This window comes from Paraburkholderia aromaticivorans (assembly GCF_012689525.1).
GTDB classification, from domain to species: domain Bacteria; phylum Pseudomonadota; class Gammaproteobacteria; order Burkholderiales; family Burkholderiaceae; genus Paraburkholderia; species Paraburkholderia aromaticivorans_A.
In genome coordinates this window covers 3,319,875-3,336,214 of the sequence record NZ_CP051515.1, presented here as the reverse complement: position 1 = coordinate 3,336,214, position 16,340 = coordinate 3,319,875, and the positions used below count along the sequence as shown (strand labels likewise).

Genomic DNA, 16,340 nt, shown 5'->3' with positions numbered 1-16,340 from the left:
AAACGGGCAGCAGTACATCGACGCCCACAGTGAACTGCTCGTACCTGATCGGGTCGAGGGCGACATTCCGGAACTCCGCCGCGCGCGAGATGCTTTGATACTGGGAAAGTGCGATGAAGTCCTCGATCCACTTGATTTCCGTGTCGGATCGGTTTTGTGCGTAGTAGCGAGTGCGTGTTTCGAAGTGAGTGTGTGATTCTACGCTGGCGAAATGCGTCCGATACGCCATGAGGTGCGTGCCGAAACCCGGACAGCGGATTGATACGGAATCCTTCGATTGACGGTGGCTCTGTTTCCCTAATTGCTTCGCGTCGCTCGCCGTTCCTAGAAGGCTGTACGACGTCACAGCAGCGCCAGCCACGATAGCGCACGCTTTTTGCTTAAGGAGAGGGCTTAGCGGGAGAGAGCGACCGGCGGTTAAGCCGCAACGTCGCAATGGCTCTCCGGCCACCTAGGGAGACGTTGCGATGCGAGGAATAAATGACACGGTACGCGCTGCAATTTTTGCAGTGGCGCTCTCACTGCTTACGGCTTGCGGCGGGCACGGAGGCGACTCGAGTAACAGTAGCCCAGCCACACCGGCAGGCGGCATCAATCTGCAAATCGTCTCGTTCGGCGACAGCCTTTCCGACGTTGGAACCTACGCGCCGCTCGCAAGCGCGGTTGGCGGCGGGCGTTTCACGACGAATCCCGGACAGGTGTGGAGTCAGAATGTCGCGCAGTACTACGGCGATACGCTAAAGGCTGCCTACACGATCGACATCACACATAAGCTCACTGCGCAGGGCGGCCTCGGTTATTCGGAAGGCGGCGCCACCGTGGCCACGCCGGCAAACCAGTCCGATTTTCTGACCGCAGTGATCGGCAACGTCGAAATGCCGGTTAATCAGCAGGTTTCGAGCTACCTGGCCGCGCACGGGAGCTTTAACGCCAATCAGCTGGTGCTCGTCTGGGCCGGCGCGAACGACGTGCTTCGCGCCGGGCAACTGCCGGCTGCTGCACCGACCGTGCAGACAGCGGCTAACACCCTGGCTCAGATAATCGGGCAGATTGTCCAGAACGGCGGCGCGCACGTCGTGGTGGTGAATCTTCCGAACGTCGGGCTCTCGCCAACCGGTCTTGCCTCATCCGATGGCGGGGCTAACTTGACCCAGTTATCGCAACTGTTCAACGATACCCTGAACAGCGCGTTGCAGACCGCTGGTCTGCAAGCGAAAGTCATCCAGGTCGATGCCTATACGTGGTTGAACGGGATCATCGCGAACTTTCAGGCCAATGGCTTTGCCGTGTCGAACACCGGCCAGGCCTGCGACCCCAAGAAAACGCCCGATAACACGTCCTTGCTCTGCTCGCCGCCAACCTACGCGACCAGCAACGCGGACCAGACATACATGTTCGCCGACGACCTTCATCCGACGACGCATCTGCATTCACTGTTCGCGCAGTTCGTGGAGCAGCAGCTCGCCAAGAGCGGTCTGGGTCACTGAGGCAGGGGAGATGGCGTACGGCGCGTGCGAAAAACCGATCACGTCGATATATCGGCATCGCGCGCACGCGCGATGCGTTCGCACGCCAATGACATGACGGTCAACCACGAGTCGAGTAAGCTTGGGAGCATCGTACCCGCTCACTTCCGCACTCCGCAGTAGCGACTACTTCGTAGAGTGACGGCCCATGGCGAGGAGTGCCTCATGCTGACGCTTAATTCCTATCCCGACCTGTTTGGCGTCGCCGACAACAATCCCTTCGGTCTCAAGGTATTCGCGTTTATGCGTCTGTGCGGGATGGACTTCGAGCATCGGCACATCCTCGACACGAGCCTCGCGCCGCGTGGACAGTTGCCGTATCTGGTGGATGGCGAAGAAACGATCGGCGATAGCGACCGCATCATCGCCCATTTAAAGCGTCGGTACGATCTACGCATCGACCACGCGCTTTCGCCGGGACAATTGAATCTCGACTTCCTGGTCCGAAGAACGCTCGACGACCTGTACTGGCCGATGAGCTTTTCACGCTGGCGCGACGACCGCTTCTGGCCGTCTTTCCGCGACGCCATTCTCGCAACACACGCAGACGTGAGCGCGGGCGATCTCGAAGCCGCGCGCGAATACAACCGGTTGCGGTATCACTATCAAGGCATTGGCCGCTATGAGCCGGAGCAGGTCTATGCGAGAGCTATCGACGATCTGCGTGTCGTGGCGGACCTGCTCGGCAACGACGGATTTGTTTTCGGGCCCGAGCCGACCACCGTCGACGCGGCGATCTATGGCTTCGTCGCTAACATCTACTTCTACCGGATCGACACGCCGTTGAAGCAGTACGTGCTCTCGCGTCCCGCGCTCGTTCGCCATTGCGAGGCGATTCACGAGCGGATCAACCTCGAGCTACGCGTGCGGGTATCCCCTTGAGGTGGGCGAATGGGCAACTCGGCAAAATGGTCCATTGGGGTTGATTGATTCGCTGGAGCGCTTACATACTGCGCCGACATGTTTCATCGGCAATGCGTTGCCGCCGCAACGCGCATCGGGAGCGAGAGACAATGGACACTCAACCGATCGAAACCGACTACCTCGTCATCGGCGCCGGCGCGACCGCCATGGCTTTCGTCGACACGCTGCTCAGCGAGACCGATGCCCATGTGGTGATGGTCGACCGACACCATCGTCCTGGCGGTCACTGGAACGACGCCTATCCATTCGTCGCTCTGCATCAGCCGTCCGCCTTCTACGGCGTGAACTCGCGCGAGCTGAGCAGCTGGACCAAGGACGAGACTGGCCTGAACACCGGCATGTACGAGTTGGCGAGCGGCGCGGAAGTGCTAAGCCATTTCGACCAGGTAATGCGGCAGCGCTTCCTGCCCTCGGGCCGCGTTCAATGGTTTCCGATGAGCGAATACAGCGCGAGCGTCAACGGCACGCATCGCTTCAAGTCGTTGATGAATGGCGATGAGCGGCAAGTCGTTGCGCGCAGGAAACTCGTGAACGCCACCCATGCGCGGACAGCAGTGCCGTCGACGCATCCTCCTAAGTACACGGTTGCGCCGGACGTCAACTGCATACCGTTGAATCGATTGCCCGACATTGAGCGTCCGCATGCCTGCTATACGGTGGTGGGCTCCGGCAAAACCGGAATGGACGCCTGCCTCTGGCTGCTGCAAAACGGCGTGGCGCCGTCCCGCATCCGCTGGATCATGCCGCGCGATGCGTGGCTGCTGGATCGCGCCAACACGCAGCCTGGCGCGGAGAATCTGGAGCGGACGATCGGCAGCACGATCGGCCAGTTCGAAGCCATCGCCGAGGCGACTTCAATACCCGATCTATTCGCCAGGCTGGAGCAGCGCGGCCTGCTCGTGCGCATCGACAAGACAGTCGAACCGAGCATGTACCGGTGCGCCATCATTTCTCAAGCGGAATTGGAACAGCTGCGGCGTATCGAAGACATCGTGCGTCTCGGTCACCTGCAATCGGTGCAGCCGACGCAGATCACGCTCGATCGAGGCTCGCTACCCGCCGACCCCGATACGCTCTACATCGACTGCTCCGCCAGCGCGATCCAGATGCCGCCCGCGTTGCCTATGTTCGACGGCGACCAGATCAATCTGCTGATGGTGCGCTGGTGCCAACCGGTGTTCAGCGCCGCGCTGATTGCATATGTGGAGAGCCACGTCGCGGATCCGGCTGAGCAGAACGCACTGTGCCGCCTCGTGCCGAGTCCCGAGCATCCCGTCGACTGGCTGCGCATGTGGGCTGTGACCCTTGCCAATATGACGAACTGGCGGCAGAACGCGGGCTTGAACGCGTGGCTGTCGCAATGCCGGCTGAACAGCCAGAATGCGATCATGCGTGGCATGCGGCCCGACGACTCCGCCAAGCTCGCGTTGTTGCAGGAGAGCGGGGCCAAGGCCGCGGCGGCCGCAGCCAGACTGCCGGCGTTGCTTGCCACGCTAAACTGAACCTCATGGAGCAGACCTTGCACGAACTTCGCCTCGAGACGCTGCAGGTGGGCACACTGCGCATGCGTGTGGCCAGCCAGGGCAGCGGCCCGCTAGTGCTGCTATGTCATGGCTTTCCGGAGTCCTGGTACTCCTGGCGACACCAGTTGGCGGCGCTCGCCGCCGCGGGTTTCCGCGCCATCGCACCGGATATGCGCGGCTATGGCGGCACCGATGCGCCGCCGGATGCGGAGTCGTACACGATGCTGCATCTTGTGGGCGACATGGTCGAGCTCGTCAACGTGCTCGGTGAGAGTGAGGCGGTGATCGTCGGCCACGATTGGGGCGCGCCGGTCGCGTGGAACGCCGCGATGTTGCGGCCAGATCTGTTCCGTGCCGTTGTCGGCATGAGCGTGCCGTTTCATCCGCCTGCGCGGGAGGATTTGCTTAGTGCACTGGATCGTCAAGGAATACGAACATTCTATATGCAGTATTTCCAGACGCCCGGTGTGGCCGAGCGCGAGTTCGAGGCCGACCCCGAAGCTGCGATTCGACGCATCACTTTCAGCATGTCGGGCGATGGACCCGAACGCGTCGTGGCCGGGATACTGGCGCCCGGCGCAGGTTTTCTCGACAGCACGGTCGACCCCGAGACGCTGCCAGCTTGGCTCACCAACGAAGAGATCGCTTATGTGGTGGGCGAATTCGCGCGCACGGGTTTTAGAGGTGGTCTCAACTGGTACCGCGGTATTCGACGCTCATCGGAACTGATGGCCGCATGGCGAGGAGCCGTGATCCGGCAGCCTTCGATGTTCGTGGCGGGCGCGAGAGACGACGTTCTCAAGTTTCCCGGCTCGCAGGCGCGTATCGAGAATCTGACACGCGTGCTACCCGGATTGCGTGGCTGCCATATTCTCGATGGCGCGGGTCATTGGATTCAGCGCGAACGTTCGGCCGAAGTGAACGACTTGCTAGTCGCGTTCTTGAAAGGACTGTAAATCGACATGGTCCCTGCCGTGTTCGGGACCGTTCGAAGTCTGCTTGCCGGTTTGGCCAGCGCCCTCGCAACTGCGGCGAACGACGCTGGTCGGAAGCGCTTTGCGCCCCCGAAGATCATCAACCGATTTTGTAGCGCGGGGCCGGCTTGCCGACCTGCGTTGCGGCAAACAACGCCGAGCGGGCAGTGTCGTAGGTATCCCACAGGCTCGCGTCGGCCACCGACGGCCACGTGACGGTTTCGCCCTGATCGAATCCGGACAAGGCCGCATCGACGAGGTTCTCCGTCGTCATCACCGACTCTTTCTGCAGCGCCGAAAGTGGGATGCCCGATTCATCCCAGATTTCGGTTGACGTCGATGCCGGAAGGACGAGCTGCACCTTAACGCCAGTCTCTGCGAGCTCCTGCTGGAGGCCACGAGTGTATTGCAGAACGAAAGCTTTGGTCCCGCTGTAGACGGCGCTGACGGGAATCGAGTGGATCGCCAGCACAGAGGAGATATTGACGATGACGCCCTCGTTTCGCGACACGAACGCCGGCACGGCGGCCTGCGTCAGCCGGGTGAGGGCGGTGATGTTGAGCGCGATCTGCGAGCGCGTGTCCTCGGCGGAGGATTGTGCGACCGGCCGCAGTCGCGCGAGACCTGCGTTGTTGACCAGAACGCGCACGGCCGGATCAGTGGCGAGAATCTTCTCGACCCGTGCCAGATCAGCGTCGTTCGTCAGGTCCGCGACAACTGAATCGACCTTGACGCCGTGTGCTGCCGATACCTTCGCAGCGAGCGCTTCGAGGCGATCGGCGCGCCGTGCGACAAGGACGAGATCATAGCCGCGCGCGGCAAGGCGGTCCGCGTAGACAGCACCGATACCGGACGACGCTCCGGTGACAACAGCAATTTTCCGTGAACTGGTCATATGTGACTCCGTTAGTTTGGTACTCAACTATAATGATTGAGGGCTCAAGTATATAACCAGACGTCGCCCTCTTGTCAACAGTGCAGTACTCAACCATCCTATGCGTATGGGAAAGAAAATTGTTTCACTGGCGAACGCGGACGATCCGGATCGGCCAGCTACTGATGAGCGGGATATCCTCGGCGAGCTCGCGTGCACGAACACGGCGTTACGGCGCGCCGCGCGCAGACTGGGCCAGTTATATGACGAGGCGCTGGCGCCGCTCGACCTCAAAGCCACCCAGATCGGCCTGATAGCCGAAATTGAACGCTTCTCCGCCAGCGGCAGCGAACAGGGACCGACATTGCAGGACCTGGCGGCTCGGCTCGCCATCCAGATTTCGGCTTTGACGCATGCGCTAAGGCCGCTGGTGCGGGACGGACTGGTGGAATTGCGCCAGGATGCCGAGGATAGGCGGACAAAACACGGCGTTCTTACACGCCTTGGCAAGAAGCGCCTGTCGGAGGCATTGGTGCTTTGGGCTGAAGCGAACAATCGCGTGGAAGACGTGTTGGGCCGCGACTCGGCGACAACGCTGCGGGCGCTCGCGGACGAAGTGGCGTCCGACGAGTTTCTCGCGGCCTATCACGGAGAATAGCCCCCGGCCGGTGTTGACCACCGGCCGGCGCTGATCTTTCGACGCTACGCCGCCGAGCGGCCGCCCAGATGTTGCGCGAGGAAGGCTTCCATGGCTTCGTAGAACTCGAACTGATTTTCTTCGTTGCGGAAGCCGTGCCCTTCGTTGTCTTTGAGCATGTACTTGACGTCGATCCCACGCTCGCGCAGCGCGTTCACGATCTGGTCGCTTTCGGCTTGCTTGACTCGCGGATCGTTTGCGCCTTGCGCGACGAATAACGGCGTCACGATCCGATCCACGAAGAATAGCGGCGATGCATCGTGCAGCGCCTGCTTGCCCGTTTCGGTTTGCGGGTTGCCGATCATCTCGTACATCATGTCGAGCATCGGCTTCCAATACGGTGGCAACGATTCGAGCAACGTGAACAGGTTCGAGACGCCGACATAGTCGACCGCAGCCGCATAGCGCGCCGGTGTGAATGCTACGCCGGCGAGCACCGCATAGCCCCCGTAACTTGCGCCGTAGATGCCCACGCGCGCGGGGTCGACCAGACCTTGCGCGACGAGCCAGTCGATACCGTCGTCGATGTCGTTTTGCATCGACTTGCCCCATTGACCGAAGCTCGCTTCCCAGAACGCGCGTCCATAGCCCGTCGATCCGCGGAAGTTCAACTGCAAGACGGCATAGCCGCGATTGGCGAGCAATTGCGCTTCGGAGTTGAATCCCCACGAATCGCGCGCCCAAGGTCCTCCGTGCGGATTGACGATCAATGGAAGCGGGCGCTTCAGCGTCTGCCCGAGTTCGATGCCCGCGGGCATCGTCAAATAGCCGTTGATCTGCAACCCATCGCGCGCGACGAAGCGGATCGGTTCCATGCGCGCCATGTCCCCGGCGTCGAGCCAGGGCATGAGCTCAGTGAGCCTGGACAGATGACGGCTGGCAATATCGTATGTCCAGATCGAGCCCGGCGACAGGTCGCTCGAAGCGTGCACGATCGCGCGCGACTCGTCGCGTGTGATGCTCGTGATCGCGATTTCCTGGCCGGGCAACTGACGAGCCAGATCCTCGTGGATCGAGCGAGCCCACTCGTCGAAGAAATGCCGATGCAGGCGGTCATCGACATACCACGCGGCAGTCAATACGCGCCGATGTGTCGAAAAAGTCATGCCGCTCACGTCCACGTGTTCGGTTTCGAACAGCAGCTCGCCCTCCTGCGCGGTCTGCGGGTCGAACTCGAAGATGGCCGTCTTGTCCCGGCCTCGATTGGAGAGCACGTACAAACGCTGATCGTCGAAGGTAAAGAACAGCGGCGACACCGTTTCGCGAAAGTCCGCGGTCAGGATCGGGCGGAACGGTTCGGTCTCGGTATCGCGGTAGAGCAGGGTCGTGTTGACGCCGTCCGAGGCCGTCGCGACGCGCAGGCTCCCGGCGTGATCGGTCATCCAACCCATGATGTTGCCGGGGTTTTCGGCGATCGGGGTGAACGCGCCCGTGACGACGTCGACGCGAAACACGTCGAATACCTGCGGGTCGCGCCGGTTCATCTGAATCAGGATATGGCGGTCATCGTCCCTGAGATCGTCGACGATGCTTGCCTTGACGCCGTCGAACGGGGTCAGGTCGACCGGTTCGCCGCCATGGATCGGCACGGACAACACGTGATAGTTTTCGTCGCCGCCAAAGTCCTTGACGAACAGAATGCGGTCGTTTCCTTTCCAGGCGTGGCCGGGTACGTCGCGTTCGGTTTCGTTGGTCAGCGCCCGCGCGTCCCCAAGCGGCGAGCCATCGGGGCCGACTTCCTGAACGAAGATGTTCTGGCGGCCCGCGTGCCGGGTCACAAACGAGAGATGCCGGCCATCCGGCGAAATCGTGAACTGGTGTTTCTCGGGCCTGCGGAAAAAGTCGCGTACCGAATAGAGCTTGACGGTCCGGTCAGCGGCTTCTTTATCGTTGACGGCACTCATGCAGTCCTCCTCAAAACCCGCATTTGACCATGAGCCTATAACCGGCGGCGTCTCGTTGATGAGGCGGGAAGAAGCTGGCGAACGAGAAGCCGCAAGGCGAAACGGTCAAGTAGACCAACTGCTGATTGCCTGGAAGCAGGGGCAGGTGCGGTAAGCGTGTCGATGCGGTAACTCAGTAGAGTTTGACGCGGGCGGCCTGTTCAGGTCGCCCGCATCGCTTCAATCGCCGGAGGTGTTGGTACGTCTCACCGGTTCACGCGCTCACACTCTCAATGCCAGGGCGCCATCGCCTGAAACACGCCGTCGCGTCTCACTAGCGCGTGCAAAAGCGCCGCCGCCAGGTGCAGCACGATCAGCGCAAAGAAACACAGCGCGAGTGTTCTGTGCGCGTTCCACAGCAACGTGTGCAAACCGTTGCTATGCGGCAGGATGGATGGCAAATGTATCCCGAACACCATGACGGGATAGTCCGCGGCCGACAGCATGCCCCAGCCGATCAGCGGCAGCCCGATCATCAGTAGGTAGAACGCGAGATGCGAGAGGCGGGCGGCGAGTTTCATCGGCTCCGGCATCGACGCCGGCAGCGGCGGCGCGCCACGCGTCAACCTCACCACCAGACGAATCAGCGCGAGCACGAGAATCACGATACCCAGCGGCTTGTGGATGGACACCAGCGAAAGATAGTCCGGCCGAACGGTGGACACCATCCCGACGCCGATGAACAGCATCGCCAGAATGCAAACCGCCATGAGCCAGTGAAGCGCGCGTTGCAGCGGTGTGAAGCGAGCGTGGATCGGGGTCGTCATGGCGTGGCTCCTCCTGCCGGATGGCGCGGATAGTCCTTATCCTCGGCGGTCCGCCGGTTGAACGAGACGGAATAGGCGGCTGAGCGCGCGGCGGGAAACGGGTCGTCCGAGACGTGCATGCCCGAAGGCAGGACCGTGGGATCGAAGTTGAGATCGCGACACGGCCCGTCGGCCTCGGGTTCGATGGCGTTGACCACCAGCGTCCCCGCTTCCACCTTGCGTCGATCGTCCGGCCAGGCTTTGCTGGGGTCGGCGGTCGGGTCACCGGGATTGGCGGCGGTGATGACCAGCGTCCAGCGTTGCGGCGCGCTCTGCACTCGCTGCGTGATATCCGCGGCGAGGAAGTCGGCGCCTTTCTCCTTCAACTGGTCGGGGGAGACAGCCTCGGGCTGCGCGGCCGGTACGAAGGACCAGCGCACGGGTTGCTCCTGCCCCTCGGCATTCGTGAAGATGAAGCTATTGAGGCTGTTGTAGCGCTCCTGCGCGTACGAGGCCGTCCACGGCGCGCTGCCGGCCCAGCCGACAAACGTGCCGAACTCCGGGTGCGCGGCGACAAAATTCTTCATCGCGTCCGGATCGCTCATGTTGGCCGAGGCCTGCAGCAGAGCGTAGAACGCTTGCGGCGTGGCGACCGGGAAGAAGGGCGTGTCGATCATCGCCGTGCGCCATTCGCTTCCATCCGGTCCGACGATGCGCAGGCTGAGGCCTCGCACCCTAACCGTGGCGTCCGGCGCTTTGGGGTCGGGCGTACCGAGGTTGAATCGTCCTGTGACCGGATACGAGCCAGGCGCGAACATCGGCGCCTTGGAGAGGGCCGCAGCTCCACCAGTCGATTCGAAGGTGCCGGTAAAGCAGATGCCCTTGGCATGATTGCGCCGGAAGCCGAGCGCCGCGCCACCCGGCGGCGCGAGACCGTTGACGATCTTTGCCGGCGTAAGTCGCTCCGGCGACAGCCAGCCGGCCGTATAGGCGAAGGCCGCGACCAGCGCGGCCACGACGACTGCAATCAGGACCAGCGAACGGACGGCGGAGGCGTTAGAAGTCGGTCTGTCGGCCATCGATCTCTCCCGATCAATGATTCGGCTGAGTAGAAATCTAGCAGGGTGGGGAGAATAGTGCCATTGGTTGGCGGCTCGCGCTTACTCAAGAACCTTATTCGGCGTCGTGCCAAACGACATGAATCGGGCAATGGACCACTTGCCATCCGCTTGCCGTTTGAAAATATCCATCCCCGCTTCATGCGTTACGCTCTGTTCGCCGCCCTTGCGGGCGGTCAGTGTCCAGAACAGTCGCACTACGGCGATATCGCCGGAAACGATGATCTCGCGAATGTCTGGACTGTCGTAATGAAGACTCAACTCGGGTTTGGCCAGCAGCGCGGCGAGCTTCGCGCAGAGCGCATCCCGGTTACCATCGAGCACTTCTGGGACGGTTGAAACTAGGTCCGGCGCGAACACATCGCAAACTCCAGCAGCATTGCGGGCATTGAACGCTTCCGCCCAACCTTGCAGTCGCGCCGTAATGGCCGCTTTGTCCGAACCTGCGTCAGAGCGAGCCGGAGCCGCCACGACAACGCCCGCTAACATCGCAGCAATCGCAAGCAGGCGTCTGATCATGGAAGTTCTCCAAATCGACAGAATCCGCTCCCACGCAAAAAATAACAACCGTCGCCTCAAGAACTGCAGCCCATTGCCGATATCGCGTGAAGAGCGCCTTCGGTTTGAATGTTCCGCTGGCCCAGCCGGACAGGTGTATGCTGGCCAGTCCGTAAAAAAATGGCATCTCATTAGCCGCATTCAAAGTGACCAAATAGCAGGATCTCGTCGGCGTCATCGTCGGGAAAATTGAATGCGGTACTCAAGTCATCTTCGTACGACGGAGACACTGTGATTCGACATTGCCTCGGGGGTTTGTTGCTGGCGCTAAGCTGCGTGGGCAGCGCCATGGCCGCGGGTCCCGAATGTTCGCGTTCGTTTACGCTCGCTTTACATGATCACGGTCTGCTCTATTCCGTCGACACGGACACCGGGATCGACAAGGACTTCGCTGACGAACTGATCCGCCGCAGCGGTTGCCAGATCAGAGTCAGCCTGATGTCGCGAGCCCGGATCTGGAAGCTGATTGAATCGGGCGGACTGGATTTCAGCCTGTCGGGCATTGCCAACGACGAGCGTAATGAATACGCGGATTTCGCCTGGTACTTCAGCAACAAGTACTATCTGTTGGTGCGCAAGGACGCCGGAATTCATCGGCTGGCCGACTTCGAACACAACGACCAGTTTCAGCTCGGCGTCATCCGCAGCTTCCGCTATAGCGAATCGGCCAACCGGCTGGTCGACAAGCTGTCGGCCGAAAACCGTGTCAGCCAGGCCGGCGGTCTGGATCCGCTGTATCAGGCGCTGATTCTCCGGCGCATTCAAGGCATGATCATCGAGCCTTTCGATTACCCTGCAATCGATGAGAAGAAAATCCGCGACGTGACCACCATCGTGGAATTCGACGATCCCGCCGTCCGTCACGGCCTCATCATGTCGAAGAAGGCACTGTCGCCAGCCGAGCGGGAAAAGTGGCGCGCGCTGGTGAATGAGATGCGCGCGGACGGCACCGTGCGGCGCATCTTCGAGAAGTATTTCAAACCTGACCTCGCCGATTCGATGGTCGATTTCAAGACGCAGCCGTGAACTGGGCGCGCCTCGTCCTGCTTCCGTTTCTGGTCCTGTCCGCCGCGCTCAGCGTGACGTGGATGCTGTGGGACCATGAGCGGCAAGCCGCCCGTCATGAACTGCTGTCCCAGTTCAACTATTCGCTGGGCGATGCGGTCAGCCGCATCGAGCAGCGCATGGGCACGTATGAACTCTTGCTACGTGGCGTGCAGAGCCTGTTCGCCTCGACAGGCGAGATCGACCGCGACCGGTTTCGTGACTACGTCGGCACGCTCAACCTCGACGCCAACTTCTCCGGCATCCAGGCCATCGGCATTGTCGCGTGGGTGCCGGCGACGCAAAAGATCGAGCATATAGCGGCCATCCGCCGGCAGGGTGTGCCCGACTACGCGATCGAGCCCAAAGGCTCGCGCGAAAACTACGCGCCCATCATCCAGCGCGAGCCGTTCATCGGCATCAATCGCGCGGCGCCCGGTTTCGATGCATGGGCCGACCCGGTGCGGCGGCGTGCCTTGGAGAAGGCGCGCGACTCCGGCATGGCGACCCTTTCCGGGAAGGTCCGCCTCTCGGTGGATGCCGGCGGCAATGCTCGCCCCGGCTTCATCATGTATCTGCCGATTTATGCACGAGGCCAGCCGCAAGACAGCGTCGCACAGCGCCGCGCGCACCTGGTGGGCTGGGTGTTCGCGTCGTTCCGCATGCACGATGTCATCGCCAGCCTGTACGGCGAGCAGCCGCCCGGCCTCACCATCGCTATTTACGATGGCGTCGAAACGTCGGCCGCCGCGCTTTTGCACAGAACGCCTGAGGCGCCTGGCCATCATCGGGCTGCGGACATGTCGGCCAACGAATATCTGGTTGTCGGCGGACATGACTGGACACTGTCGATGAGCGCCCAGGACGACTTCAAGGCTCGCTTCGGCCGTAACGCCGCGCTCCCGATCGCCAGCACCGGCACGGGTCTCAGCCTGCTGCTGGCGCTGCTCACCTGGCTAATGATGACCGGCCGCGGCCGCGCGATGCGGCTTGCCTCGGCAATGACAAAAGAATTGCGCGAGAACGAGGAGAAATTCCGCGCGATTGCCGACTGTACGGTCAACTGGGAAATCTGGTGGGGACCCGACGGCAAGCCGCGCTGGATCAACTCGGCGGTGGAGGCGTACATCGGCTATACCGTCGACGAGTGCATGGCCTTACCGGATTTTGCCGGCACCGTGATTTATCCCGAGGACATTCCCCGCGTGGCACCTGAATTCCAGAAGGCGCTACAGGGTTTGCGCGGCGATGACCTCGAGTTTCGCTGCGTTCGCAAGGACGGTTCGCTCATGTGGCTGTCGGCGTCCTGGGTTCCGATTACCGATTCCAAGGGCGAATTCATCGGCTTTCGCACGAGCGGCCGCGACATTACCGAGCGCAAACAGGTCGAGGCTGAACTGCGCATTGCCGCTGTCGCATTCGACTCGATGGAACCGATGATGATCACCGACGCGAGCGCCACCATTCTGCGCGTGAACTCGGCTTTCACCGAATGTACCGGTTATACGGCCGAGGAAATCGTGGGCCAGACACCGCGCGTGCTTCGGTCCGGCCGCCACGACGCCGCATTCTTCCAGGAGATGTGGGAAGCGATTCACGGTGCCGGCGGATGGCAAGGAGAAATCTGGGATCGCCGCAAGAACGGCGAGGTGTACCCGAAATGGCTCACGATCTCCGCTGTGATGAGCGAAGACGGAATCGTCAGTCACTATGTCGGTACGCATCACGACATTACCGAACGCAAGATCGCCGAAGAGCGAATCAAGGAACTGGCTTTCTTCGATGCGCTGACCCGATTGCCCAATCGCACGCTGCTGCTGGATCGCTTGAGGCAGGCAATCACGGCCAGCGCCCGGAACGAAGCGTGTGGCGCGCTGCTGTTCATCGACCTGGATCACTTCAAGACGTTGAACGACACCTTGGGTCACGACAAAGGCGATCTGCTGCTGCAGCAAGTGGCGCAGCGTCTGGCAGACAGCGTACTCGAAAGCGACACCGTGGCCCGAGTGGGCGGCGACGAGTTCGTGGTGGTGCTCGGCAATCTGCACAAGAACCGGCAGGAGGCGGCCAACCAGACGGAGGCCGTGGGCGAACGAATCCTCGCCGTGCTGGGCAGTCCGTATCAGCTTGGCAAGATCGAATACCGCACTAGCGCGAGCATCGGCGCCACCGTGTTCAGAGGGCATCAGGCCTCGATCGACGAACTCCTCAAGCAGGCCGACCTCGCGATGTACAAGTCCAAGGAGCGAGGACGCAATGCCGTGCGTTTCTTCGACCCGGACATGCAGACCGTCGTGGTGCAGCGAGCCGCGCTGGAAGCAGGCTTGCGCAATGCAATCGAGGACAATCAGTTCCTGCTCCACTACCAGGCGCAGGTCGTCGGTACCCGCGTAACGGGCGCGGAAGCGCTGGTGCGCTGGCAGCATCCGCAGCGCGGTATCGTGCCGCCTGCTGAGTTCATTCCGCTGGCCGAAGAGACCGGACTGATCCTGGCGCTGGGAAGCTGGGTGCTGGAGGCTGCCTGCGCGCAACTGGCGCAATGGGCAACGCGGCCTGATATGGCGCATCTCACGATTGCGGTCAACGTCAGCGTCCAGCAGTTCCGCGAAGCCGATTTCGTGGCCAACGTATTGACGATCATCGGTCGCACCGGCGCGCGGCCCGACAGGTTGAAACTGGAACTGACGGAAAGCGTGCTGGTCGACAACGTGCAGGACATCATCGAGAAGATGAGCGCGCTGAAAGCGAAAGGCATCGTCTTTGCACTCGACGATTTTGGCATCGGCTATTCGTCGCTGTCCTATTTGAAGCGCCTGCCTTTGGATCAGTTGAAAATCGACCGCTCATTCGTGCGCGACGTCCTCGTCGATCCCAACGACGCTGTGATTGCCAGAACTATCGTGGCGCTTGCGCGCAGCCTCGGTTTGGGCGTGATCGCCGAAGGCGTCGAAACGGAGGCTCAGCGGGATTTCCTTGCTGCAGCGGGATGCTACGCGTATCAGGGCTATTATTTCTGCCGCCCGCTTCCCATCGAGGATTTTGAAGCGCTGTTGAGCAGCGTCGAGACACGTCAGTGCGTGGCTGAATGAACGCGAGATAAGTAGCGCGTGGTCAGTAGCGCAACGCTGACGCAAGCGCTCGTAGAAACCCATCCTCGGCGTATGGGCGATCCATGCACTTCGTGCGGTTTTCGCCCCAACATCCCTCGGCGTGTTCCTACAAGCGCTTGCGGCAACCGTCTACGAAAAGAACGCGAACGATACGATTGCGGCGATAGAGATAGCGGCTACTGCATTGTTCTCGTATTGACGAAATCTCAATCGAAGCATGCAGAACCTCGCGCTGTGACTTCGTGATTCTCTCACCAACCGTATAACGAACTTATAAAACCGAAGGGCATGTACCGTTAATGCGGCGTATCGGAGCGCGCGGCGAGCCCCGGATGCAACCCGCTGCAATCTGCATGCTTTCTTTATCAAGAAGCTCGCGCTTTATACGAGGGATTTAGATACAGGTCGATATCATCGCTCCGCTTGATGCCACTGCTTTATAGCCAGGCGTCATTCTTGGGAGAAAAATCATGTTTGATATTGGCAAAGAGTATTCTCGGGAAGATATTCATCGGGTGACGGGAGGATGCAAACAGGCATTCTTGCCCGTGAAGGGCGGAAAGGTCGTCGCCGCGCGATTGCGTCAGGATCTCAACCCGTATGCCCCGGATGTGATCGTCTGCGATGGTAGCGCCGCCTCACGAGCGGCAGGCCGAACGCTTGCGCGACAGACCGAGCCACTGCCTGTTTTTGTCCGAACGGCAACTGACCGATTCCGTTACATGGGCGAGTACGTCACCGAGGAATCGTTTACTGCTCCCGTTGACTACGCAAAGTACGTGGAGAACAGTGGATTCACGCTGGGTCAGATTTCGCGCGTGATCAAGATGAAACGCCGTTGATCTCAACGGAATCTTCGATCCGTACTTGTCCCTTCGTCGGTTGGGTGGTGGCTCGTGCCCAACCGGCGATTATCAATGACGCGCTTGAATACGCGCGTTCTTCCAACGTCGTGCGACGCGACACGTTTTACAGATAGCTGCAGATGTAGTCGAGCGTTTCGATCACGTCGATGTCGAAGCGGCTTTTTCCGGGTACCGAGAACGACTCGCCCGCACCATACGTCTTCCACTCGTCACTGCCCTCGAGGCGGATGCGGCATTGGCCGGCCTGCACTTCCATGAGTTCCGGCGCGTCGGTGCCGAAGTTGAGCGCGCCCGGCAGGATCACGCCAAGCGTTTTGCGCGTGCCGTCGGCGAACAGCACGGTGTGCGAGACGCACTTGCCGTCGAAGTAGACGTTGGCTCGTTTAACAATGGAAACCTGATCGAATTGCGTTGCGGCCGTCATGCCAATCTTCCTC

The 16,340-nt window shown here is 61.0% G+C and carries 14 protein-coding genes; 8 read left to right on the top strand and 6 right to left on the bottom strand.

Annotated features, from left to right (window positions below; genetic code table 11):
• Nucleotides 1-467: 467 nt before the first annotated feature.
• From HF916_RS26740 to HF916_RS26725, 4 genes are all read left to right on the top strand, one after another.
• Nucleotides 468-1,487, top strand: coding sequence for an SGNH/GDSL hydrolase family protein (locus HF916_RS26740; RefSeq protein ID WP_168791741.1), 1,020 nt, complete (start codon nt 468-470; stop codon nt 1,485-1,487).
• A gap of 204 nt (nt 1,488-1,691) precedes the next feature.
• A complete protein-coding gene (locus HF916_RS26735; protein ID WP_168791740.1) occupies nt 1,692-2,408 on the top strand; it encodes a glutathione S-transferase C-terminal domain-containing protein in 717 nt (238 codons plus the stop codon).
• A 131-nt stretch (nt 2,409-2,539) separates the two neighbouring features.
• Nucleotides 2,540-3,952, top strand: a complete 1,413-nt coding sequence (locus HF916_RS26730) for an NAD(P)-binding protein (RefSeq protein WP_168791739.1) — start codon at nt 2,540-2,542, stop codon at nt 3,950-3,952.
• A gap of 17 nt (nt 3,953-3,969) precedes the next feature.
• A complete protein-coding gene (locus HF916_RS26725) occupies nt 3,970-4,929 on the top strand; it encodes an alpha/beta fold hydrolase (protein ID WP_240975513.1) in 960 nt (319 codons plus the stop codon).
• Nucleotides 4,930-5,047: 118 nt separating this feature from the next.
• Here HF916_RS26725 and HF916_RS26720 read toward each other — a convergent pair whose 3' ends face one another.
• Nucleotides 5,048-5,842, bottom strand: coding sequence for an SDR family NAD(P)-dependent oxidoreductase (locus HF916_RS26720; RefSeq protein WP_168791738.1), 795 nt, complete (start codon nt 5,840-5,842; stop codon nt 5,048-5,050).
• A 106-nt stretch (nt 5,843-5,948) separates the two neighbouring features.
• Here HF916_RS26720 and HF916_RS26715 point away from each other — a divergent pair, with 106 nt between their 5' ends.
• Nucleotides 5,949-6,479: a MarR family winged helix-turn-helix transcriptional regulator gene (locus tag HF916_RS26715; RefSeq protein WP_168791737.1), complete on the top strand. Its 531-nt coding sequence runs from the start codon at nt 5,949-5,951 to the stop codon at nt 6,477-6,479.
• Between the two features lie 44 nt (nt 6,480-6,523).
• Here HF916_RS26715 and HF916_RS26710 read toward each other — a convergent pair whose 3' ends face one another.
• The 4 genes from HF916_RS26710 to HF916_RS26695 all read right to left on the bottom strand — a co-directional run bounded on the left by HF916_RS26710 (nt 6,524) and on the right by HF916_RS26695 (nt 10,844).
• Complete coding sequence (locus HF916_RS26710; protein WP_168791736.1) at nt 6,524-8,422, bottom strand: S9 family peptidase; 1,899 nt, start codon at nt 8,420-8,422, stop codon at nt 6,524-6,526.
• Between the two features lie 269 nt (nt 8,423-8,691).
• Nucleotides 8,692-9,228 (bottom strand): cytochrome b, encoded by a 537-nt coding sequence (locus HF916_RS26705; RefSeq protein ID WP_168791735.1) that lies wholly within the window; start codon nt 9,226-9,228, stop codon nt 8,692-8,694.
• Nucleotides 9,225-10,286: a catalase family peroxidase gene (locus HF916_RS26700; RefSeq protein WP_168791734.1), complete on the bottom strand. Its 1,062-nt coding sequence runs from the start codon at nt 10,284-10,286 to the stop codon at nt 9,225-9,227. Before HF916_RS26700 ends, HF916_RS26705 begins: the two co-directional genes overlap by 4 nt.
• Before the next feature lie 81 nt (nt 10,287-10,367).
• Nucleotides 10,368-10,844, bottom strand: coding sequence for a YybH family protein (locus HF916_RS26695; protein ID WP_168791733.1), 477 nt, complete (start codon nt 10,842-10,844; stop codon nt 10,368-10,370).
• Nucleotides 10,845-11,114: 270 nt separating this feature from the next.
• Between HF916_RS26695 and HF916_RS26690 the strand changes: the two genes are divergently transcribed.
• The 3 genes from HF916_RS26690 (at nt 11,115) to HF916_RS26680 (ending at nt 15,879) form a co-directional block, all read left to right on the top strand.
• Nucleotides 11,115-11,909, top strand: coding sequence for a substrate-binding periplasmic protein (locus tag HF916_RS26690; protein ID WP_168791732.1), 795 nt, complete (start codon nt 11,115-11,117; stop codon nt 11,907-11,909).
• Nucleotides 11,906-15,016, top strand: a complete 3,111-nt coding sequence (locus tag HF916_RS26685) for a bifunctional diguanylate cyclase/phosphodiesterase (protein ID WP_168791731.1) — start codon at nt 11,906-11,908, stop codon at nt 15,014-15,016. Before HF916_RS26690 ends, HF916_RS26685 begins: the two co-directional genes overlap by 4 nt.
• 491 nt (nt 15,017-15,507) lie before the next feature.
• Nucleotides 15,508-15,879 carry a DUF6697 family protein gene (locus HF916_RS26680; protein ID WP_168791730.1) on the top strand — a complete coding sequence of 124 codons (372 nt, stop codon included), beginning with the start codon at nt 15,508-15,510 and terminating at the stop codon, nt 15,877-15,879.
• 127 nt (nt 15,880-16,006) lie between these two features.
• On the opposite strand, the gene HF916_RS26675 is transcribed toward HF916_RS26680, so the two are convergent.
• Nucleotides 16,007-16,327 (bottom strand): pyrimidine/purine nucleoside phosphorylase, encoded by a 321-nt coding sequence (locus HF916_RS26675; protein ID WP_168791729.1) that lies wholly within the window; start codon nt 16,325-16,327, stop codon nt 16,007-16,009.
• Nucleotides 16,328-16,340 lie beyond the last annotated feature (13 nt).